Source organism: Marinococcus sp. LNHM4E3-1 (assembly GCF_056034405.1).
This window is the reverse complement of sequence record NZ_JBQLID010000024.1, coordinates 1-20,706: the sequence shown is the minus strand read 5'-3', so window position 1 is coordinate 20,706 and position 20,706 is coordinate 1. Positions and strand designations below refer to the sequence as shown.

Annotated in this window: 23 protein-coding genes; 5 read left to right on the top strand and 18 right to left on the bottom strand. The window is 43.0% G+C overall.

Features of this window, described 5'->3' with window-relative positions:
* Positions 1-164: 164 nt before the first annotated feature.
* From ACTRXI_RS15945 to ACTRXI_RS15925, 5 genes are all read right to left on the bottom strand, one after another.
* Positions 165-386: a helix-turn-helix domain-containing protein gene (locus ACTRXI_RS15945; protein ID WP_474264198.1), complete on the bottom strand. Its 222-nt coding sequence runs from the start codon at positions 384-386 to the stop codon at positions 165-167.
* Between the two features lie 11 nt (positions 387-397).
* A complete protein-coding gene (locus tag ACTRXI_RS15940) occupies positions 398-880 on the bottom strand; it encodes a DUF2975 domain-containing protein (protein ID WP_474264196.1) in 483 nt (160 codons plus the stop codon).
* Between the two features lie 211 nt (positions 881-1,091).
* On the bottom strand, positions 1,092-1,370 hold the full coding sequence (locus tag ACTRXI_RS15935) for a hypothetical protein (protein WP_474264194.1): 279 nt from the start codon (positions 1,368-1,370) through the stop codon (positions 1,092-1,094).
* Between the two features lie 165 nt (positions 1,371-1,535).
* Positions 1,536-2,141 (bottom strand): class I SAM-dependent methyltransferase, encoded by a 606-nt coding sequence (locus ACTRXI_RS15930; protein WP_474264192.1) that lies wholly within the window; start codon positions 2,139-2,141, stop codon positions 1,536-1,538.
* Between the two features lie 124 nt (positions 2,142-2,265).
* The gene (locus ACTRXI_RS15925; protein WP_474264190.1) at positions 2,266-3,138 is read right to left on the bottom strand and encodes a DMT family transporter; all 873 of its coding nucleotides are present in this window, start codon (positions 3,136-3,138) and stop codon (positions 2,266-2,268) included.
* A gap of 241 nt (positions 3,139-3,379) precedes the next feature.
* Between ACTRXI_RS15925 and ACTRXI_RS15920 the strand changes: the two genes are divergently transcribed.
* The gene (locus ACTRXI_RS15920; RefSeq protein WP_474264188.1) at positions 3,380-3,703 is read left to right on the top strand and encodes a hypothetical protein; all 324 of its coding nucleotides are present in this window, start codon (positions 3,380-3,382) and stop codon (positions 3,701-3,703) included.
* Between the two features lie 108 nt (positions 3,704-3,811).
* Here the strand turns inward: ACTRXI_RS15920 and ACTRXI_RS15915 are convergent, their stop codons facing one another.
* The 5 genes from ACTRXI_RS15915 to ACTRXI_RS15895 form a co-directional block, all read right to left on the bottom strand.
* Positions 3,812-5,377, bottom strand: a complete 1,566-nt coding sequence (locus ACTRXI_RS15915; protein ID WP_474264186.1) for a malate:quinone oxidoreductase — start codon at positions 5,375-5,377, stop codon at positions 3,812-3,814.
* A gap of 218 nt (positions 5,378-5,595) precedes the next feature.
* Positions 5,596-6,267, bottom strand: coding sequence for a 3D domain-containing protein (locus tag ACTRXI_RS15910; protein ID WP_474264184.1), 672 nt, complete (start codon positions 6,265-6,267; stop codon positions 5,596-5,598).
* A gap of 521 nt (positions 6,268-6,788) precedes the next feature.
* Positions 6,789-7,442, bottom strand: coding sequence for a hypothetical protein (locus tag ACTRXI_RS15905; protein ID WP_474264182.1), 654 nt, complete (start codon positions 7,440-7,442; stop codon positions 6,789-6,791).
* 51 nt (positions 7,443-7,493) lie between these two features.
* Positions 7,494-8,276 carry a hypothetical protein gene (locus ACTRXI_RS15900; RefSeq protein ID WP_474264180.1) on the bottom strand — a complete coding sequence of 261 codons (783 nt, stop codon included), beginning with the start codon at positions 8,274-8,276 and terminating at the stop codon, positions 7,494-7,496.
* Between the two features lie 420 nt (positions 8,277-8,696).
* The gene (locus tag ACTRXI_RS15895) at positions 8,697-9,002 is read right to left on the bottom strand and encodes a hypothetical protein (protein ID WP_474264178.1); all 306 of its coding nucleotides are present in this window, start codon (positions 9,000-9,002) and stop codon (positions 8,697-8,699) included.
* 303 nt (positions 9,003-9,305) lie between these two features.
* Here ACTRXI_RS15895 and ACTRXI_RS15890 point away from each other — a divergent pair, with 303 nt between their 5' ends.
* Both ACTRXI_RS15890 and ACTRXI_RS15885 read left to right on the top strand, forming a co-directional pair.
* The gene (locus ACTRXI_RS15890) at positions 9,306-9,872 is read left to right on the top strand and encodes a DNA-3-methyladenine glycosylase I (protein ID WP_474264176.1); all 567 of its coding nucleotides are present in this window, start codon (positions 9,306-9,308) and stop codon (positions 9,870-9,872) included.
* Positions 9,873-10,039: 167 nt separating this feature from the next.
* Positions 10,040-10,375 (top strand): hypothetical protein, encoded by a 336-nt coding sequence (locus ACTRXI_RS15885; RefSeq protein WP_474264174.1) that lies wholly within the window; start codon positions 10,040-10,042, stop codon positions 10,373-10,375.
* A gap of 87 nt (positions 10,376-10,462) precedes the next feature.
* On the opposite strand, the gene ACTRXI_RS15880 is transcribed toward ACTRXI_RS15885, so the two are convergent.
* The 8 genes from ACTRXI_RS15880 to ACTRXI_RS15845 all read right to left on the bottom strand — a co-directional run bounded on the left by ACTRXI_RS15880 (position 10,463) and on the right by ACTRXI_RS15845 (position 19,217).
* Positions 10,463-11,491 carry a LacI family DNA-binding transcriptional regulator gene (locus tag ACTRXI_RS15880; protein ID WP_474264172.1) on the bottom strand — a complete coding sequence of 343 codons (1,029 nt, stop codon included), beginning with the start codon at positions 11,489-11,491 and terminating at the stop codon, positions 10,463-10,465.
* Positions 11,492-11,635: 144 nt separating this feature from the next.
* Positions 11,636-12,466, bottom strand: a complete 831-nt coding sequence (locus tag ACTRXI_RS15875; protein ID WP_474264170.1) for a sugar phosphate isomerase/epimerase family protein — start codon at positions 12,464-12,466, stop codon at positions 11,636-11,638.
* 85 nt (positions 12,467-12,551) lie between these two features.
* The gene (locus ACTRXI_RS15870) at positions 12,552-13,991 is read right to left on the bottom strand and encodes a sugar porter family MFS transporter (RefSeq protein ID WP_474264168.1); all 1,440 of its coding nucleotides are present in this window, start codon (positions 13,989-13,991) and stop codon (positions 12,552-12,554) included.
* Positions 13,992-14,138: 147 nt separating this feature from the next.
* Positions 14,139-14,966 (bottom strand): sugar phosphate isomerase/epimerase family protein, encoded by an 828-nt coding sequence (locus tag ACTRXI_RS15865; protein ID WP_474264166.1) that lies wholly within the window; start codon positions 14,964-14,966, stop codon positions 14,139-14,141.
* 19 nt (positions 14,967-14,985) lie between these two features.
* On the bottom strand, positions 14,986-16,026 hold the full coding sequence (locus tag ACTRXI_RS15860) for a Gfo/Idh/MocA family oxidoreductase (RefSeq protein ID WP_474264164.1): 1,041 nt from the start codon (positions 16,024-16,026) through the stop codon (positions 14,986-14,988).
* Between the two features lie 13 nt (positions 16,027-16,039).
* Positions 16,040-17,236: a Gfo/Idh/MocA family protein gene (locus ACTRXI_RS15855; protein WP_474264162.1), complete on the bottom strand. Its 1,197-nt coding sequence runs from the start codon at positions 17,234-17,236 to the stop codon at positions 16,040-16,042.
* Between the two features lie 114 nt (positions 17,237-17,350).
* Positions 17,351-18,175 (bottom strand): sugar phosphate isomerase/epimerase family protein, encoded by an 825-nt coding sequence (locus ACTRXI_RS15850; protein WP_474264160.1) that lies wholly within the window; start codon positions 18,173-18,175, stop codon positions 17,351-17,353.
* 25 nt (positions 18,176-18,200) lie between these two features.
* Positions 18,201-19,217 carry a Gfo/Idh/MocA family protein gene (locus ACTRXI_RS15845; RefSeq protein ID WP_474264158.1) on the bottom strand — a complete coding sequence of 339 codons (1,017 nt, stop codon included), beginning with the start codon at positions 19,215-19,217 and terminating at the stop codon, positions 18,201-18,203.
* 543 nt (positions 19,218-19,760) lie between these two features.
* Here ACTRXI_RS15845 and ACTRXI_RS15840 point away from each other — a divergent pair.
* Both ACTRXI_RS15840 and ACTRXI_RS15835 read left to right on the top strand, forming a co-directional pair.
* Positions 19,761-20,222, top strand: a complete 462-nt coding sequence (locus ACTRXI_RS15840) for a hypothetical protein (RefSeq protein ID WP_474264156.1) — start codon at positions 19,761-19,763, stop codon at positions 20,220-20,222.
* 103 nt (positions 20,223-20,325) lie between these two features.
* Complete coding sequence (locus ACTRXI_RS15835) at positions 20,326-20,577, top strand: hypothetical protein (protein WP_474264154.1); 252 nt, start codon at positions 20,326-20,328, stop codon at positions 20,575-20,577.
* Positions 20,578-20,706 lie beyond the last annotated feature (129 nt).

Here is a 20,706-nt window from a genome sequence, read left to right as displayed (position 1 = left end):
AAATGGGTTCATCTTATTGGTGAAAACCTGCTCTACCTTAATTGTGATAAATTGCTCTCTCTAGTTTAGCGTTTACACCTCGTTAAAAGAGAAAGTGTTTGGGATTAAGGGAGTGCAATCCTCAGAACTACTAGCTGCTCCCTTTAATATTAATTTTTTAAACTTTATTCATCTGCCTCCTTTTCTTCTCTGTATTCCAAAATATCTCCAGGCTGACAATCCAGTGCCCTGCATATTGCTTCGAGAGTGGAGAATCGTATAGCTTTCGCCTTCCCGTTTTTCAGAATCGAAAGATTTGCCATTGTAATGCCGACCTTTTCCGAAAGTTCAGTTACGCTCATTTTTCTTTTCGCAAGCATTACGTCAATATTGATGATTATCGCCACTAGCTTTCACCTCAGACCGTTAAATCATTTTCAGATTTTATATCTATCGCGTGCTGAAATAATTTTTGTAGAACGGCAGCAAAAACTGCCACTACTGCCGGAGCAAATACAAAGCCTGCTCCAATCAGGATAACTCCCGGGGCGTCATCTAATTCCGCAAAGATGTAAAACAGCGGCATTCCTGCTATATACAAACCGCTGATGGCAACCGCACAGTACTTAATCACTTTTAAAGCTTTGAGAGCCAATGCTGAAAATGCTTTGTTTTTGTCAATGTAATTCAATAGCTTAAATGCTTGATACAAAGCAGCAAAAAAGGGAACTGCCGCTGCATACATTACAGCTAAAATTCCGTATATAACGTAGGCGAATCCCGTTTCACTGCCCGCAGCTTCTCTCGCAATCACAGGCAGCCCAAACAAACATAAAGCAAGCACCGGCAGTCCGATACAAATGACAGCTATCTTTAAAAAGAGCGTTGAGCCTCTTTTCATCAAAAGCACCTCCCTCTTGATGCTTTTATTCTACCATTAAATTTATTGATAATCGATATATTTTTATTCCTAAACAGGCAACAATACACATACCATTCAGGACCTTCATGACTACTTTGCGGAATTGTCATGAAACAAAAAATCAGGTAAGACTGAATTAACTTTAGCCTTACCTGATTAAATCAATTATTCATTTCTTCTAAACTCTCTATTATAGATGATCTTTAATTTTTTGAATGACCTGGTTGGTAGCATCTTCGCCGTCCTCTGCCCGGATCGGATCTACTTCAATGTAATTGCTGCGATTGGTTAACTCTTCTGCCCAACCAATAAAAACATCCTCTTCATCGTCTTTGTCCACAATGGAAATCTCCCAGTGAACGCTTTTGTCCTGCCGCTTCAATTCAAAGTAATACTTTGCAATTGGCATTAATTTCGCTTCGGCCTGCCCGTCGAACTGATCTTCTAAACTTTTCGGCTGATCAGCCATAAAAATACTCCTCTCGTTTAAACACTCGCGTGCAAAATAATTTGAAGCAGCAAAAACATAACTGCTTCTCTTCGTTTATTTCCGTTTAAATGCTTCATTAATCATTGAATGTGAGAGCCTGCACGTCAAAAGCTGATTGAAATAAATCAGTACTGTTTTTATATATTACCCGGTCGATTTAGTCCAAAGCAGATAAAGATATCCCAGCTGGGCCCGTTCATATTTTACAATTTCCAGATCAGAAGCATCGACTATTCCTTTGATATTCCGGTCATGATGACAGCCGAATGATTTTAAAAATATAGGATTCAGGTGATGCTGCAGCCACCGCACACCTTTATTATTTAGTAACCCATGCTCAAGCAGCAGGATCTCTCCCTCACTTTTGCACCATTTGTTCAAGAGATTCAACACACGAATTGGATCCTTGTAGCAGCATAATGTGCCGGTAGAAAGAATCGTATCAAATGTGTTTTCCGGAAATGATAAATGTTCTACTTCGGATAAAATAAAATCAGCATTTACTTTGTATTCTTTCGCGCCGGCTTCTGCCGCCTCAAGCATTCCCGGGCTGAAATCAACACCGGTATATTCAGCGTCCAAAGGCAGAAAAGCATAATTCATCCCTGCTCCGACAGCGATTTCCAGTGTTTTCTCTCTCGCGGCACCGCATATCTTTCTTCTCCATTTATTATCTGCTTCATATTTTCTATGCCTCTCGTGCTTATAGGCCTGCTTGTTAAATTTTTGCACCAATTCTTCATTATTCATTATCAGTCCTCCTCTTTTTGCCGTGTATTGTGGTTCAAAGATGACTGTTATTAAAATAATGAGTCTGTTACATTGATTATACTCTTTTCTATTCTTTCCGGCCGTTAAATTACATTTATTATTTCTAAAGTTGATATGCTTTCTTCTGCTGAACTAAAAACAATCCGACCCCGAGCAGCACGATCATCCCGCCGATAATCTGTAGTGCGACGACTTCTTCTCCAAGAATGAAAAACGCCAGGATAGTAGCGCCAACCGGTTCGCCCAGAATCGTCATTGAAATAGTGGATGTGTTAATAAAGTTCAACAGATGATTGTAAATGACGTGGGCAATCGTTGGAAGAATCGCAAGCAGCATAAATATCTGCCACTCTTCGGCCCCGTACCCCGTTACTGGAATACCGGAGAATGCATTAAAAGCATGAAGCGATATCCCCGCCACAAAAAATACTATAAAGCTGTATAGCCAGTGCGATACCCGCTTCACTACACGCTGGCCGATTAATAAATAAACGACCACCGCTATCACGCTCAAAAAGGAAAGCAGGTTGCCGAGTAAGGCAGAGCTGCTGCTGCGCCCAAGGTCTCCCAAACCAATAATCACTACTCCTAAAATCGACAGGCTGATCGTAATCAGCTGCGGTATGCTGATTCGTTCTTTATAAATCAAAAAGCCGCCGGCCAGCGCTACTACCGGCTGCAGGGCCAGAATAATGGTGGAGCTTGCCACCGTTGTCAGCTTTAATGAACCAAACCAGAGTGCAAAATGCATGCCAAGGAAAACCCCTGAAAAGATGAAAAGCACCCATTCCTGTTTTTTGATATTTTTAAAGTCTCGTCTTTTTAACCAGACAAAAGGGAGTAAAAACAAACTGGCAATATACATGCGGTACATGCTGAGAATCGTGGCCGGTGCTTCGGACCATTTTACAAATATCGCCGCAAAAGAAATCGCGATAATAGATATTATCAGTAAAAATGCTGTTGATTTATTCATCCTTTCTTCTCTCCATCCTTTATTATCATCTCTTTTTGTATTGACATAAAGAATCGTATCAAACGAGCGTTTAAAAATCCGGTATATAATTTCCTATTTTAAGCTACTTTTTTCCGGTGCTTAAATACCTACAAATGCTTTAATAATATTTACATAATCAACCATTTTATATATTATGGTGGCATACTTAAAAGATTAGGAAACAATGACACTTCATATAATACTGAAGGGAGAGCCTGCTATGAAGAAATCATTACCCGGCTTGATAACGCTAATCGGTATTATCGCCGTTAACTGGCTTATAGCCTTTCTTTTATCTGCAACTTTCATTGAATTTTCGTTTTTAACCGGCCTGGCTGCCACAATTGTGATCGGCTGGCTTACTTCGTCCGGCGGCTTTTTCTCCGATGCCGTTCGTATGCAGACGCAGGGGGATACAGGTATTAGAATGGAAACAGAATCCCGCAGCGGTCTCCGTTTCTCAATGCCTTTCTTCGTCGCCCTTACATATACCTTACTTACTTTAATAACAACGATCTACTATTACCGGGATTATTTTTTATAAGTACATGATACTATCACCTCGGCCAATAATTACTCGGGCTCACATCAAAAAAGCCTCTTTTCAGCTGTTTAAACTGAAAAGAGGCTTTTAAAATAATTAAAATTATATTTACGTCATTTGCGGCTGTTTTTGATTTTTCAATCCAAGCACCTGCTCGGTAGACTTATGGATTTCCTCAATCATCTCTGGATTTTCTGAAAGGTTAATACCGTATGAAGGGATCATTTCTTTTATTTTCGGCTCCCATGCTTCAAGTTGCTCTGGGAAGCATTTCTCCATAATTTCGAGCATCACAGATACGGCAGTCGACGCACCCGGAGATGCTCCGAGGAGTGCAGCTATAGAGCCGTCCTCCGCGCTGATCACTTCTGTGCCGAACTGAAGGGTACCTTTACCTTCTTCGGTATCTTTAATAACCTGAACCCGCTGGCCGGCTACGAGCAGCTCCCAGTCCTCTGTTTTTGCGCTTGGGACAAATTCCCGGAGCTCTTCCATGCGCTGTTCCTTTGACTGCATTACCTGCGTGATCAGGTATTTCGTTAATGGCATGTTCTTAGCTCCCGCTGCCATCATTGTAATCAGGTTATCCGGCTTGACGGATTTCAATAAATCCATCAGGGACCCCGTTTTCAAAAACTTTGGAGAGAAGCCGGCATACGGTCCAAATAAAAGTGTTTCCTGATTATTAATATACCTCGTGTCCAGATGCGGAACAGACATTGGAGGTGCTCCGACGGGCGCTTTGCCGTACACTTTGCCGAAATGCCCGTTGACGACATCCGGATTCTGGCAGACCATAAACTGGCCGCTTACCGGAAAACCACCGATGCCCTTTCCTTCTGGAATACCGGATTTTTGCAGCAGGTGCAGGCTTCCGCCGCCTCCACCAATAAACACAAAATCCGCCTCGTGCAGCTCAAGCGTTTCTTTTTGATGATTGCGCACCTTCACTTCCCAGGTGCCGTCTTCGTTACGCGTAATATCATCCACGTCATGGTTATATTTCATTTCTACGTTATTCTTTTCAAGATGGTTAAACAGCTGACTCGTCAACGAGCCAAAATTCACATCGGTGCCGTCTGCAATTTTAGAAGCCGCTATCGGTTCTTCAATCTGTCGGTCCTTCATCATTAACGGCATCCATTTTTCAAGCACTTCCGGGTCCTCTGAAAATTCCATCCCTGAAAATAATGGATGCGCAGACATTTTTTCATAACGCGTCCGTAAAAAGGAGACGTTATGATCGCCGCGCACATAGCTGATGTGGGGCAGAGGCATAATAAAGCCCCGTGGATTGTGGATCAAATCGCTTTTCACCAGATAGGCCCAAAACTGTTTGGATACCTGAAATTTTTCATTGATGCTGATGGCCTTACTGATATCAACGGAGCCATCCGGCTGCTCGTTTGTATAATTTAATTCACATAGAGCCGCATGTCCGGTTCCAGCATTGTTCCATTCATTCGAGCTTTCTTCTCCCGGCTTTTCCAGCTTTTCAAACACTTTGATATTCCAGTCCGGGGACAGCTCTTTCAGCAGTGCACCTAATGTTGCACTCATAATGCCGGCCCCGATTAAAATGATTTCTTTTTCACCCTGTTGTTTATTCATTTCTTTCCTACTCCCTACATAATAGAAAAAGACGTCTCCTTTTGGCGGAAATCTTCCGGCCATATTTTGTTCACGTCAGGGACGCATCTTTTCCAATAATTTTACACCAAATATAGATTATCATTATTAGACGAAGATTAAAATCATTATTATTAATACAATAACCGTTTATGAACCTAGAAAAACAATTAATATAATTCAAGACCCTTTAAAGCCTTTTTCAAGCTAAAAAAACCGAAACCGGAGAATTTCCTCCGGTTTCGGTCCGCTTATTATGATGATTAGTCGACTACTGTTACTTCAACGTCCTTACGGCCGAAGGAAAGTGCTTCGGAGTTGGTTGGTACGTGAACGTCGATGCGATTGCCGTTAATAGCGCCGCCAGTGTCTTCTGCTTTATAAGTGCCCATGCCTTCCACTTTTACAGTGGAGCCGAGTGGGATAACGTCCGGATCAACAGCGATGACGTTAGCGTCACGATCGTTGTTAAGGTTAACGCCTGTTGCCGTGATGCCGCTGCAGCCTGCACACTCAGCAGTGTATGCTGTTGCTTCCACTGTCATGGTTTCGCCGCCGCTTGTGCTGTTCGAGGACTCGGAAGTCGAAGCTCCTGCTACTTCTTCGCTGGATTCACTGGAGGACTCAGAAGATCCGCCGAGAGCTGCCTGCGTTTCTGGGCCGGCTACGCCGAAGTAGTTGCCCGCAGAAGAAGAAATACCGTTTGCTGCCTGAAAGTCTTTTACGGCGCTGAGCGTTCTTGGGCCGAATGTAGAACCAGTATTTCCGTGGAAGTAGCCTTTTTCCTTCAGCGTGTCCTGAAGCTCTGCAACAGAGGAGTTAACGTCGCCGTAAGTCATAGAACCATGGTCACCGATGGATGCGTCTGCTGCCTGTGGTGCTCCGAATACGACGCCTGCTGTAATTGCTGTACCGAATAGTGTCTTTTTCATCATAAATAATTCATCCTTTTTAATTATAATATTTGTTATTCGTCCTAATGACGAAATCCATTGAAAAGTTTACCTATATGTTTACTTGCCTTTACGTCGTCACTGCATTGATTATCATGTTGTTTTACTGCTTTTGTTTTTTTGTGCCGTCTCTCAAACACAACGCTACCGATTATGCCTTGAAAAAGCACAAATGGCAATAACATTAATTTAGTTGTAATCTAACCTTAATAGTTTTTCATATTATGTAAAATTAACAGGTATTCCTGCACATATTCCACTAAAAACTGCCGTATTTTTACTCATTACTACTGAAAATATATTTAAAATATTACGCTATTATTACAATAAGCCCGTGTTCGCGTAACATTATTAGAAATAAAGAAAGAAAATACTTTTGAATTTTGCTTGTACGTGGTAAATCTATTAGTTTTTAAGCTTTTCCAGGGCATATCAGCAACTAAAAAACCCATACAGCACTTCTTTTTGAGAAGTCTGCATGGGGCCAAGCTTAATAGTAGAATTTATTTCACCTGCTTATATGAAGTGATCTCCAGGTCTTCGTCTACGGTGGCTTCGTACGTTTCCACTTTCGTTTTTCTGCCATCGTTGTTCAGCACATCGATTTTCACGTGCCATACGCCGTCTTTTTCTTCTGTAGAAGTGATACGCTTTGGTTCAGCTACATAGTTTTCGAAAAATGCATTAACGCTATCCATTACTTCGGTAAGCCGGGGGCCATTCTGTTTGGATTTTTTCTTTTTAGAAGGCGCCGGTTTTCCTTTGGAAGCAGAGCCCGCTGCGTTCCCTGCATTTTTTAATTGCGGCCTGCCTTCATTTTTAGAAACCATTCTTGCTTTTTTAGGCGTCTGTTTTTCATTTTTATTCTCTGAAGATGATCCTGACATGCCGGGAATTTTCGCTTTCGATTTTTCTGCGGTCTGCTTTACGCTGTCTTTGGCTTCCCCGGCTTTTTTTAGAGGCTTCTTCAACAAGGAAGCTGCTCCCCCGCTTTCATTTTCTTCCTCCGAAGCATTGGTTTCTTCCTTCGAATCTTCAGAAGATTCCTCCTCCCCGTCTTTCTTTTTAATCCCCTTTGTGATCATCGGGATAGCTCCTCCGATCAAACTTCCGGCTGCCATCAGCCCGTAGGTAACTTTATCTTTTTTATCAGTCATTATGTTTTCTCCTTTCTTTACTGCTCAACTCTGAATGACCCTGCCGAACCTTTATTTGTCGGCAAGGGCCTTGATAGACGAAGCTCTTTTTCTGCTGTCGCTGCTTTTTGTGGCTTCTCGCCTTATTTCTTTTATCAAATCGTCCCATGAATTCTCCATAAAGTCATTTTTCACCTGCTGCTTGAGCTCTTCTTTGAGCTTTTTATGCATGTCGTTCTTCCATTCTGAAGCCAGGGTACGTGTAACTCCACGGATGAGGCTTTCATGTGCAGCTTTCGATAGGAAAGAAGAAGCTGCGGCACCTGATTCGTCTGCGTTGCTCTTACCTTCTTCATTTTCAGACTCGTTTTCGTTATTATTCTCATCAGACGTTTCTTGTGTCCCCTGATACGCTTCATTAACCTGTTTCATGATTTCCTTAATCATACCGTTTTTATCTTCTTTCGTTACCTGCAGTCCGCTGTCTGCCGCCAATTTTTTAACAGCCTGCTTATCCATCGAATACAGGTTAACCTCTTCTTCATTACCATCTTTATTCGAAATAATGACTCCGGCGTAATTTTCTTCATTTTTTTGACTTGTAGACGAGCCTTCTGCATTTTCTGCTTCCTCATGTTGAATCGTCAGCTTAAAGCCATCTGACTGATTTATAATTTCATCAATCATATCCTGTTTTCTGGTTGATTTAATTTTTAAGCCGCTGTCCTTTGCCAATGCTTTTATAGCTTTATTACTCAAAACGCGAAGATTTACTCTTTCTTCCGCTCCTTCATTATCGACGATGACTACTGCCGATTGTTGGTATTCATCGGAAGCTGATTCCCGTACAGCCATCGGTTATCCCTCATTTCCCACCCGTTTCCGGATATTTTCCATAAATTTCTTCATTTTTAAACTACTTTACCTTATATACCCCTTAATCAAACTAATAAGTACAAAACTTTCTTTTCTCCATATTTTTTGAAAACCTCCGCCAAATAAAACAGCGGCCTTTCTCCCAAAGAGAAAAGACAGCTGTCATTAAAAACAGATTTCAACTGCCGGAATAAGTGTTGACTGATGTTATTCCACCTGTTCGTTTTGCTGATCACGTCGGCTCGTTTTCTTTATGTTTGTACTCACTTAGGCCACAAAGACATAAAAATAAGCCCTTCAAGTTAAAAAAACTCAAAGGACTTCTTCAATTTAGTTTATGATTTTAAGAGCAGCACCTATAAATGGACGTGTAATCCAGCAAAAACTTCTTCTATTTCATTATACAGCTATCCGATAGTAATTAAGGTTTTCGCCATAAAGCTTCCTTTTTTCTATAAACCCTAATCGTTGTAATTTTCTAACTTTTTTACGTAAATAGCGTTCTGACATCTCTGTTTGCGCTGCAAGTTCAGCCTCCAGGCAGTGAAACCATCCGTTCTCCAAAAATCCAAAATAAGCCGTTTGCTCCTTAAATTCGTTTATGAGCGCACTGTATATTACCGCTTCTGCGTATCCAACCTCTCTTACAATTGCTGGATTAACACCCTCATGTAATGATTGTTGATATTCTCTATTTTCCAGCAAGAGCCATCCCTCCATTATTACCAGGTTATTTGATGAGACTGCTGCTTACGATTTTTCAGGATTAATTCCACTGGCTATGTTTTTTCTCTAACGATTCTTTTTTCCCATCCTAGCGTATAAAAAAGACTTTGAAAACCATTACATTACAAAAATGTAACAGGAAATCTGCTTTTGTTTAAAATTGACCGGAGCCTTTGAATGCAGCTTTTTAAACCAGGCAAAGTCCTGTGCTTCAGCACGCCCTGCCTTATGATATAGTTATTTCATTACAGTCAGTACTGTTATCAAAAGGAGGGATCTCATTTGGAAAGATGTTCGTGGTCACAAAAAAATGAACGTATGCAGGAGTATCATGATAATGAATGGGGACGTCCGAATACAGATGACAGCTATTTATTTGAAATGCTAACGCTTGAAGGCGCTCAATCCGGACTCTCCTGGAACACGGTGCTTGCTAAACGGCACCATTACCAGGAAGCTTTTCAGCAATTTGATATTCAGAAGTGCGCCTCCATGGCAGACGAAGACCTGGAGTATATTCGGCATTATTACGGCGTGATTAAACATTCTGCCAAGTTAGCTTCTGTGCGAAGCAACGCTGCAAAAGTCCTGACAATCCAGGAAGAATACGGCAGCCTGTCTTCCTTCTTTTGGCGGTATGTTGATTTCACCCCAATTATTCATGAGCGGAAAGAAGAAACAGAGGTTCCATCTTATACAGAGCTGTCCTCTCAAATAAGCAGGGAATTGAAAACACGGAAATTCAAATTTGTCGGACCGGTAACGGTGTATTCATTTATGCAGGCCATTGGTATGGTGGATGACCATGTTCGTACCTGTCCCTGCCACTCTAAAAATACTAATGCTTGATTTGGCAGTGTTTAAAGCCTCTGTCTTTCTTTGAAACAGATCTCTTGTACAATTAAAGTTCTCGTCCGGTTGTTAATACTTTTATTTTTACTTTTCACCGGGAACATGGGGTTTAGATTTCATTCGATAAATTATATATTAATGTTCCAGAAAGAAGGTCAATTATTATGGAGGAAACAAAATACCGGGCAGTAATGCTTCAGGAGGACGGTACGGTAGTGGAACGGCATTATACCCAAAGACAGTTGTTCGACGGGGGACAAAACGTAAACCTCCTTGACAGCCATTATCATGTGCTCCCTGACGTTTGGGCTGTGGGGTTTTATGAATTGCCGGAAGAAATTGAAGAGGTCTGGGCTGAAACAAAAGAAGCCTCTTTCCCTCTCCCAGCTATCTTTTTCAGCTATAACCCGCACACCCAGGCCATGGCTAATATGAGTGATAAACTGATCGAACAAACGAAAGCCGAAATACAGAAAGCCGAGCTCCGCAAAAGTAAATAGCGTTAAAAAAGCAATGCCTTTCCTGTTAATGGAGGGACATTGCTTTTTATTGGACACAATTTGAGATCTTAAAACAGCTTAGACACCTCATTGAACTGGTTCCTGCAGGCTTATATTATTTTCAGCTGTAGTTCGCCTTACTTTTATTTCCGGAGCCAAAATAATCGTTCTGCTTGACTGTTTTTTTCCTTTAATCTGATCTACGAGCGTCTGGGTAACAACTTCCCCCATTTCCACGATTGGCTGGGAGATCGTGGTCAGCGGCGGGTGGCTGAGAACAGCAATGAACGTGTCATCAAATCCTACTACCGAGAAGTCATCGGGCACACTTTTTCCAATTCCTCTCGCGCCCTGTATGCTTCCTATAGCCAAAAAGTCTGTCAGGGCAAACGCCGCACTGATATTAATGTCTTTTTTCAGCCTATCCATTACAGCCTGCTCAGCCTGCTGGGTAGTCATCAGCTCTTCTATAATTTTTACATTCTTTTTAGGAAGCCCCGCCTCTTCAAAAGCTGCGTAAAACCCTCTCAAACGGTTCTGTTCACTTGAATTGTCCAAATCCCCAACCAGCAGCAGTACTTCCCGGTGGTTTAATGCCAACAAGTGCTGGGCGGCCAGGTAACCTCCCCGAAAATCGTCCACCAGTACAGTGCTGACAGCAAGAGTGGGGATATCCCGGGACACCAGCACCACGGGAATATTTTGATTCATAAATTCTCTGAGTGATTCCATATTATGCATACCAGTGCCCAGCACGACTCCATCCACTTTTTTTTGATTCAGCCACCACAAATACTGGACTTCTTTTTCGGGATCATTGTCAGTATTGCATATAACCACACTGTATCCATTTGCGTGTCCTGTATCTTCTACACTTCTCGCGAGCTCTGCAAAGAATGGGTTTGCAATATCGGGAATCACCAGTCCAATGGTATGCGTATGCTTCCCCGTAAGCGCGGAGGCTACCATGCTTGGATGATATCCTACTTCTTCTATTATCTTCAGTATTCTTTTTTTCGTTTTTTGTCCGACATCGGCTTTGTCATTGATTACTTTTGAGACCGTAGCAATCGAAACTCCCGCCCGTTCTGCCACATCGTAAATGGTTGGTTTCATTTTTCTCCTCTTTCTCCTTCTTATTAACTTCCCTCTTTCCTTCAACGTTTATACTTTTGACGGTTTATTATAAACAAATACGTATTGGATATTCAATTACTTCACTTTTTTTAGCAAATTTACGAAAGCTTGTATACGAATTGTTTAATTTGAGGATATTTCATTAAGAGCCTTTTCTACATAATAATAGGCAGTGTTCGCGCACTCCTGTTTTTCCATCTCCCAATATTCTTCACGAAAAAGCTCCAGACTGGCTGCCCCGTTGTATCCAATCTGCTTCAGGGTGTTTCCGATATCCTGCAGTGGAATAATTCCCAGAGTCGGAAATACCCGGTTCGCTTCAGTCCGCTCTTCTTCCGCCACATCTTCGGCATCATCAATATGAAAAATAAATAATTTATCTTTATCCAGTTGTTCAAGATCCTGGAGCTGCGAGCCTCCAATAAAGAAGTGGTAAGCGTCAAGAACCAGGCCGACATTGGGTCGATCCGTACGCGATACAATGTAATCAGCCATTTTTAGCTCATTTACTGAAAAACTTTTATAGCCGATGAATTCAAAGGCTATACTCACATTGTGCTTTGATGCAATACTCCCCATACGTTCAAGCATTCGGGATGTGTTTTCGATAATGTCCTCATTAGGTATCCCCTCAGGTATTTCACTAGGCACGGCGATTACGTATGGGCATCCTATTTTTGAAGCGATCCGGCACCAGCGCTCTGTTTCCTGCAGTATTTTCTGCTGCTCAAGCTCCGGTTTCATATTAAAAAACTCGATAGAATTGATGGCGCAGGGACGAACTGCGGACTTTCGAAAGTGCTCTGCCAGCTCCGTAATTGAATGATCTTCCAAATAAGAGTCGAGCTTATAGGTGCGGAGCTCTAATGTCTCAAACCCTGCCTTTTCTGCTACTTCAATGTCTTCAAGTAAGTCGCATTGATTTGTAGTCGATCCGTTCAGTCCTATTTTCACTGTAAAACCTACTTTCAGTTACAAAAGCCGGGAATCTTCTAAAGGTTCCTCGGCTTTTTGTCCTTAAATTTTTATCACCATTATCCTAGGATAGTTTAGACTGTCTATCTGCTTTTGCCTGATCATTTTTCGATTTTTGATCGAGCCAGATTTGCTCAATTTCTTCGAGCGATTTATTTTTCGTTTCAGGCACGAATTTCCAAATAAAGAAGAACGCGAACGTGCTTACCGAGCCGTAGATCAAAAATGACCCGACACCAAAGGCTTCATTCAGCGGTGGAAACGTCGTGGAAGCTAATAAATTAGCACCCCAGACAAGCGTTACAGCAAGCGACATTGCCTGGCCTCTGATTTTATTCGGAAACATTTCTGAAAGCATTACCCAGGCGACTGGCCCCCATGTCATTTGGAAAAACGCTACAAATCCTAAAATAAATACAAGAGTGGCGACACCGTAAATACCTGCAAAGAACAGCATAGCTACAGTCACTAAACATATAGCACACCCTGCTGAGCCTAATAACAGCAAAAATTTCCTCCCGTTTCTGTCGATGAGACGAATCGCAATCAAGGAAACAACAACGCCTATAGCACCTACAAGCACAGTTTGAAGCATCGAAGCGGACTGACCGGCGCCGAGGCTTTCAAATATTCGCGGAGCATAGTAGAGAATAATATTTATCCCGATGAACTGCTGCAGGACAGCAATAGTGAAGCCAACGATCAAAACCAGCTTACCGTAATAAAATAAGTTGACTTTCTGCACTTTGGTATTTAGTGATTCCTGGATACTCGAAAGCGTACGACTGGCAGTTTCCTTGGATCCGTGCAGCTTTTCCAGTACATTGTATGCCTGCGTATCTGCATTTTTAAGAGCCAGATACCTCGGCGTCTCCGGAATAAATAGAAGCAAAAAGAAAAACAATGCAGCCGGCACGAGCTCGGAAGCGAACATAAGTCTCCAGCCCGTTTCGTCGATCCAGGCGCTTGACTGCCCCCGTGCGATTCCCCAGTTTACGATGTATACGACTGTCTGACCGAACACAACGGCCATGTTATAGAGCACCACAAGCTTCCCGCGGATATGCTGAGGACTCATTTCGCTGATGTAAACCGGCGCAATCGCGGAGGCAAGACCTACACCAATACCACCGAGAATACGGTACAGGTTAAATGTAATCAGCAAAGATAATGTTGGCTCACCCCGGGTGAAAAAGAAAAGCTCCGGATAAGCAGAGCCCAGGGCGGATAAAGCAAACAAAGTCGCAGCAATAATCAGCGTATTCCGCCGGCCAATACTATTCGCAATGAAGCCGGATATTAAGGCCCCGATAATACAACCGGCAAGGGCGCTTGAAACGGTCAATCCATGAATAAGCGAACCTAATCCTAAACTATCCACGAGATACAGCTGCACCGATTGTTCTGCTCCGGCAATAACGGCCGTGTCATAGCCAAAGAGCAGCCCTCCCAGTGAAGCAACCAGTGCCACTGATACTATATAAAAACTTTGATTGTTTTTCATTTGAATTTAAGAAGGGAAAGGTCCTCCCTTCCTTCCTCCTTTCTTTCCTTAAGGGAAATAGGCTCAATATGAGTTTTTCGTGGTTTCGGGAAAGAAGTTTATCAACCGGCAGCCGCCAGATGAACGTTTTTTAGAATTATCTGATCTTTATATAAACATTTTACCCGTTGCTTCTTTTACATGCCGGTAAGACTGCTCTCCTAAGTGATATTTTTCCATTTCCCAGTAGTCGGGCCGGAACAACTCCAAACCGACCATACGTATATGTCCTATTTTTTGCACTCTTTTCCCAATCTCCTGTAAAGGAATTACTCCGAGGCCTGGAAAAATTCGGTCTTTGTCTTCAAGCTCTTCTATTCGTGCATGTTCTGCATCGTTAATATGAAATACAAATATTTTTTCAGATGGCGTTTGTTCAATCGCATCCAGAGAAGAACCTCCGGTGTAAAAATGAAAAACGTCCAAAACGAGCCCGACATTTTCACGATGTACTTTCTCCATAACTTCTCTGGCAGCTTCGAGGGTCTTTATCGAAAACTCCTGAATACCTATAAATTCAAGTGCAATGTTCACCTGGTATTTGCCTGCAATATCGCTCATTTCCTGAAGCATTTGCACGCTGTCTTTTACGATTTCTTCATCTGAAATATCCGGAGGCCTCGGGCTCGGAACAGCAATGACGTAGGATGACCCGGCAGCGCTTGCGATTTGACACCATTTTTCTGTGTCTTTTAACACCTGCTCCCTCTCCTCCCCCTGCTTCAGGTTAAAGAATTCGATGGCATTGATGGCATCCGCCTTCACGGATGTCCGTGCGAACAGCTCAGTCAGATCATCGAGTGTATGATCCTTTAAAAAGCTCTCGAGCTTGTACGTCCTAAGCTCTACTACGTCATAGCCTGCATGCTCTGCAACAAGGATATCTTCTTCCAACGTACACTGATCTGTTGTAGAGCCGTTTAATCCATACAGCATCTCTTCCTCCCCTTCCTTTTTACAGTACGTACACTTTGTCCTGGTACAGTTCCTGCATATTGATACGCTCTCCATTATTCATATAGGAACGGGTTGCTGCGAGCGCTACCTGCATATTGATTTTGGAATCCACTGAAGTAACCCGCGGGCTTTCTTCTCCTTTGACACATTTAATAAATTGTTCGAGCTCCTGCACGTATGCTTCGCGGAATCTCATCTGAAAGTTAGGTACAATCTCGTAGTTGCTTCCTGTGCTGCTCTGAACAGTGACATCGCTGTTACGCAGGGAACCGACAAAGATGGCGCCCTCTGTTCCGATAATTTCGGCCCGGATATCGTGTCCATACGGCGAATTCCGGCTTGCTTCCACATCGCCCGCTCCGCCGTTTTCAAACTCGAGGTACGTAATGGCCTGGTCGACGTCGTTATATTCTTCCATGAATGGATTCATTAAAATCCGTCCATGACCGGAAACCGAGGAAATTTCGGAGCTCATTAAATACCGTGCGATGTCGTAATCGTGAATAGAGCAATCCAGAAAGATACCGCCGCTGTTTTTAATGAAGGAGGCCGGCGGAGAACCGCTGTCTCGTGTAAAGCCTTTAAAATAAATCGGCTTTCCGATCTCTCCAGCATCAATCCGCTGCTTGGCATCAAAGTATCCCGGATCATACCGGCGCATAAAGCCAACCTGGCAGATGACATCCGCTTTCTTTACCACTTCAATGACTTCGTCCGCTTCTTCGATGGTGGAGGTGAGTGGTTTTTCCACAAATATCTGCTTCCCGTGTAATGCCGCCTTTTTAATCATCTCTGCATGCGTGCTCGTTGGTGTAACGATCACTACCGCATCAATATCCGGGTTCTGGAAAACCTCCTCCGGGTCCGCTGTCCATGCCGGTACCCCAAGCTGTTCTGCAGCCCTTTCCGCATGCTCAGCGATCGGGTCGCAAATCAAAACAAGCTCCGCTCCTTTTACTTTGTTCATCATATTGCTTGCGTGAAACATCCCCAGTCTTCCAAGACCTAAAACCGCTACTCTTATATCCTGCTGTGCCATGGCACACCCTCCTTTAATTGATTTCAACACTGTCTGGTTTATAAATTTCGGAAATGGCCGTCCATCCCCGTTTGTTTACGGAGCGTTCGACAGCCTCCAGGATCGCCTGGTTCCTCACTCCGTCTTCAAAGTTCGGAGCTGCGCTCGTTTGATTCCCAATATTGTCCATTAGAGAAGCAATCAAATTGACGAAGGTGTGCTCGTACCCGAGAATATGGGCAGCCGGCCAATAATTCCCGGCAAAGGGATGCTCTACTTCCGTGCAGTTGATCGTTTTGAATCCCTGCAGTCCCGGTTCGTCTTCTTCAAAGTAAACCTCTAAATTGTTCATGTTTTCCATATCCCAGCGAATGGATCCTTTTTCCCCGTTAATTTCAAAACGGTTGCCAGCACGGTTGCCACGGCTGAACCGGGAGGCTTCAAATGTGCCCATCGCCCCGTTCTGAAAAGTGGCGAGAAAAGCGGAGGCGTCATCTACCGTTACTTCGCCCCACTCGCCTTCCCGGATCTCCGTCTGGAGATTGTGCACGGTATCACCAAGCGGGCGCTCTTTAACAAAGGTCTTCATCATTCCAGCAACTTCGTCAAACTCACCTACCAAAAATCTGGCAAGGTCAATAATATGAGCGCCAAGATCGCCAAGCGTGCCTGAGCCCGAAATATTTTTCTGCATGCGCCAGGTGAGCGGGTAGTTGGGATCCATCAGCCAGTCCTGTAAAAATGTTGCCCGTATGTGATAAATACGCCCCAGTTTTCCACTGTCAATCAGCTGTTTGGCAAACTGAACCGCTGGAGCAAACCGGTAATTATGGCAGAGCATGTGAGTTACATTATTTTTTTCCACAGCATCGCGCATCCGGACCGCTTCTTCCACGGATAATGCCAACGGCTTTTCACACAGCACATGCTTGCCGGCTTCCGCTGCTGCAATGGCAATCTCACTGTGAGTATCATTGGGAGTCACTATATCAACCAAATCAATATCTCTACGATCAATCAGGGAACGCCAGTCTGTGGTGTGACGGGACCAGCCCATCTTTTCAGCAGCCGGCCCCACCCGAGAAGAATCCCTTCCAACAATCGTATCAAGTCTCGGCGTTACCGGACTATCAAAATAGAAGGGAACGTCGCGGTACGCATGGCTGTGGGCTCTCCCCATCATCTTGTAGCCCACCATTCCGACATTAATTGTTTTCTTTTCTTCTTCCATTGTTTCTCCACCTCCATATATTCTCTCTGTGCAGGGAGCAGCATATTTTCAATGCAAAAGCTTCCTGTAGATTTACTTAAGCGCTTAAGTAAATTTTAAAAAATTAATGCGTTTTTAGCCGAATAACCGTTTCATTTTCGACAGCGACTGAGCGGCGTCCTGATAAAGTTTTTCTTTCGGCTCCTCTCCTTTGTCGGGATTAAATGGATCTTTCCCCGGCGCCAGGCATTCTAAGGTAATCGTGCCGTTGTAGCCGGTTTTTTTGACGATTTCAGCTAACTCCCCCCAGTCAAGGCGGCCTTCTCCGATTCCCTGTCTATTGCTGTCTGCCACGTGTAAGTGCGCCAGGGCCTCTCCTGCATCACGAAAAGCTGCCTCGAAGCTGGTTTCTTCAATATTCATATGGAACGTATCAAGCATCGTTTTCACTGAAGAATGATTTACTTCTTCTACAAACGTACGGGCCTGGGCTCCGTTGTTTATAATACAGCTTTCATACCGGTTAAGCGGCTCCTGGACTAAAATAACATCTTGACTTTCCGCGTAAGGAGCTAGCTCCTGCAGGGATTTCACAGCTGCTTCCCAGTTTTGCTTCTCACCGTTTTCAGGAGCTGATTTGCCGGGAGCACATGGGGACATCACAAAATATTCTGCACCAGCTCTGGCCACCCGGTCGATCTGTTCATGAAAATATTCTACGGCTTTTTTTCGCATCGCCCGATCTGTCTGGGACAGATCTGTCGCTTTATCAGGCCATCCGGCATTTGCTGTTAAACCGCGAATCGTTAACTGTAATTCGTCTGCCAGTGTGTTTAGCTCGTCCCAGGCATGGTCATGGGCATGAATTTCAATTTCGTCATACCCCATCTCTGCCACGTCCCGCATCGTCTGTTCAATCGGCTGATCGCCAAACACCCAGCTGCATATTGAGAACTTCATTTTTTCCTCCTTCTGCGACCTGCCTCTATACTTTCTTTAGTGCCTTTACTCTACTTGCAAAGTCTATTTCCTCACCCGATCTGGCGCTTTCATAAATGGCATTGATAAGCATCGTTAATTGATACGCATCATCCACATCCACCGGCGGTGCTGTGTTATTTACCAGAGCATCAATAAACAGCCGGTCTTCTTCGATATACCCGCCCTTCTCATAAAATGGCACTTGTGTATAATCTTCGGCTATCATCTGTTTTTCCAATCCAAGAGACAAGCGAACCGTTTCAAGCTCAGCTGTTGTAGCTGTAGAGTATTTCCCGTAGATTTCAATAGCTTCAAAAGGAAAACTCCAGCCTGAATGAGCGGAAGAAACAAGCGTCGCAATACCTCCGTTTTCAAATGTAACCAGCACTGCAAAATCGTCAAATTCATTATCGGAAATATTTTGTCTTGCTTCGCACCGAACAGATTTTACCGGACCGAAAAAGTACGGCAGAAGATCAATTTGGTGTATCGTCGTTTCGTACAAAAAGCCGCCTGTTTTACTTGAATCAGCTGTCCATGCCGGTTTAAGTAATTCCCCGCGGTTAAGTTTAAACTGGCCAAGATGCGGATCGAGTTCTCCGCCTTCAATCCATTCTTTTACCTTCTTATGGGTATTTGCGTACCGCCGATTCATTCCCAGATTGTAGACACCCTTTGATCCTTTTGCTGCTGCCCTGATTCTTTCAGCGCCCTCCTCGGTCACAGCCATCGGTTTTTCACTAAATACATTCAGGTCTGCTTCCAGGCATTTGATGACAGGCTCCACATGAGTCGTATTTGGGGTGGTCACGTATACGGTATCAACCCCTAAAGCAATTAATTCATCCAGCGTCTCCACCGCCTGCACCTTTCCCTCAAGAGTGTCTGCTAATTTTCTTGCATTATCCAGGACAATGTCTGCAACTCCTGTGATTTCCACGCGTTCGTCCTCCTGCAGAATAGAGCCGTGTACCGAAGCAATAAAGCCTGATCCTAAAAAACCCACTTGAACTTTTTTCATATGTGAACCTCCTAAATTAGAGTAAGCGCTTTCGTAATATAAACTCATTGTAATTAATTCCACTCTTTATGTAAACCCTTTCAATTATATTTTTTCCATTTTTCCGTGATTCTGTGTAGATTTAATGTTACTTCTTAATCGAAATATTTATTGTATTGAAATTTTAATTTCTAAGTATACAGTCATTTACCGAAAAAACAGTACACGATTTTACATAAAATGGTTGGTGAAATTATTGATTTCCTTGTCTTAACGCTATTTCTTCCAGTATTTTTTATTTACATCTGGCCCTGAATCTTTTTCTAAATAATGTATCAATAATGCTATTTTTTACACAGTTTTAATTGAAACTTTAGATATGAGTAAAATATCATCAAACGGGTAAATAATTTTAATAATACAGAATTTTATATTCTCAAAAATTACTTTTAAAACAACGGGGCCTGCCTTTCCAACATTCTTCCAGCCCGTTCGAATCGTTTATATTAAAATAACGCTTATCTATTATTAAATGCTGCAGGCCCGGAGAAAGGAGCAGCATTCATGAAATACGAAATGAAACATGCTGTGTATGAAGAAATGATGAATCACATTGAACAGGAAGAGCCTTCAAGCGTTGAGGAATTTGTCCAGCAGGCAGCAGATAATTTTGAGATGGCGCTGCTGCTTCCTTTTTATATGTATTATTATCACCCTCACGAATGGCAGAATTATTCCTTGTTTGCCAATGATCCTCTGCCAAAAACGTTAAACTATGCCGCCTATATTGCACTCGATGCTCCCGCTCTTAACGTGAATCCGAGACTTAAACGTTTTTTTTACGGAACCTACTGTATTACTTCTTCACCGCCGGACGACCAGACGATGCTTTCCATTGAAGAATGGACAATGCATTTATTCCGGAAATATTGGCAGCTTCATCAGAAAACCTTATTTTTCGGAAACTATGTAGAAGTATTAGATACTCACACGTCAAAATGGTTTTTAAAAACAGTACAACGGTGATGACAAGGACAATTGAATAACGATTTAAAGTATTACTTTCCAAGCCATCCCTGCTTCAAATTAAGACATGGCTTCTGGTTTTCACGTAGGGAGGGAGCACTTTATGACACCGCTGGTTATCGGTTATGCCATTCAGGGGACGGAAATCATTGTAGGTACGCCTGAGAGCCTATCCTGGTATGCAGACGAATCCTGGGTTGCACTGCACGAAGATATAGAAGTACTGTTTCGTGCCCTGCATCCATTTGCTGTAAAAGGCGTTGCCATTCATTTTCTTCCAGATGTCCAACCATTGAAAAAGGCCTGGGAGGTTTATGATGTCAGTATTTCTCCTTACCGTCCCTCCTATCATTAATGGTATTTTACAAACGAATATAAACAAAACAGACTCCACCCAAAGGAGTCTGTTCAGACTGTCGACAATGACTCTAATTTTAGAGTTTGTCGGCAGTTTTTTTGTGCTATGATAAAAAGAAATAGCCTG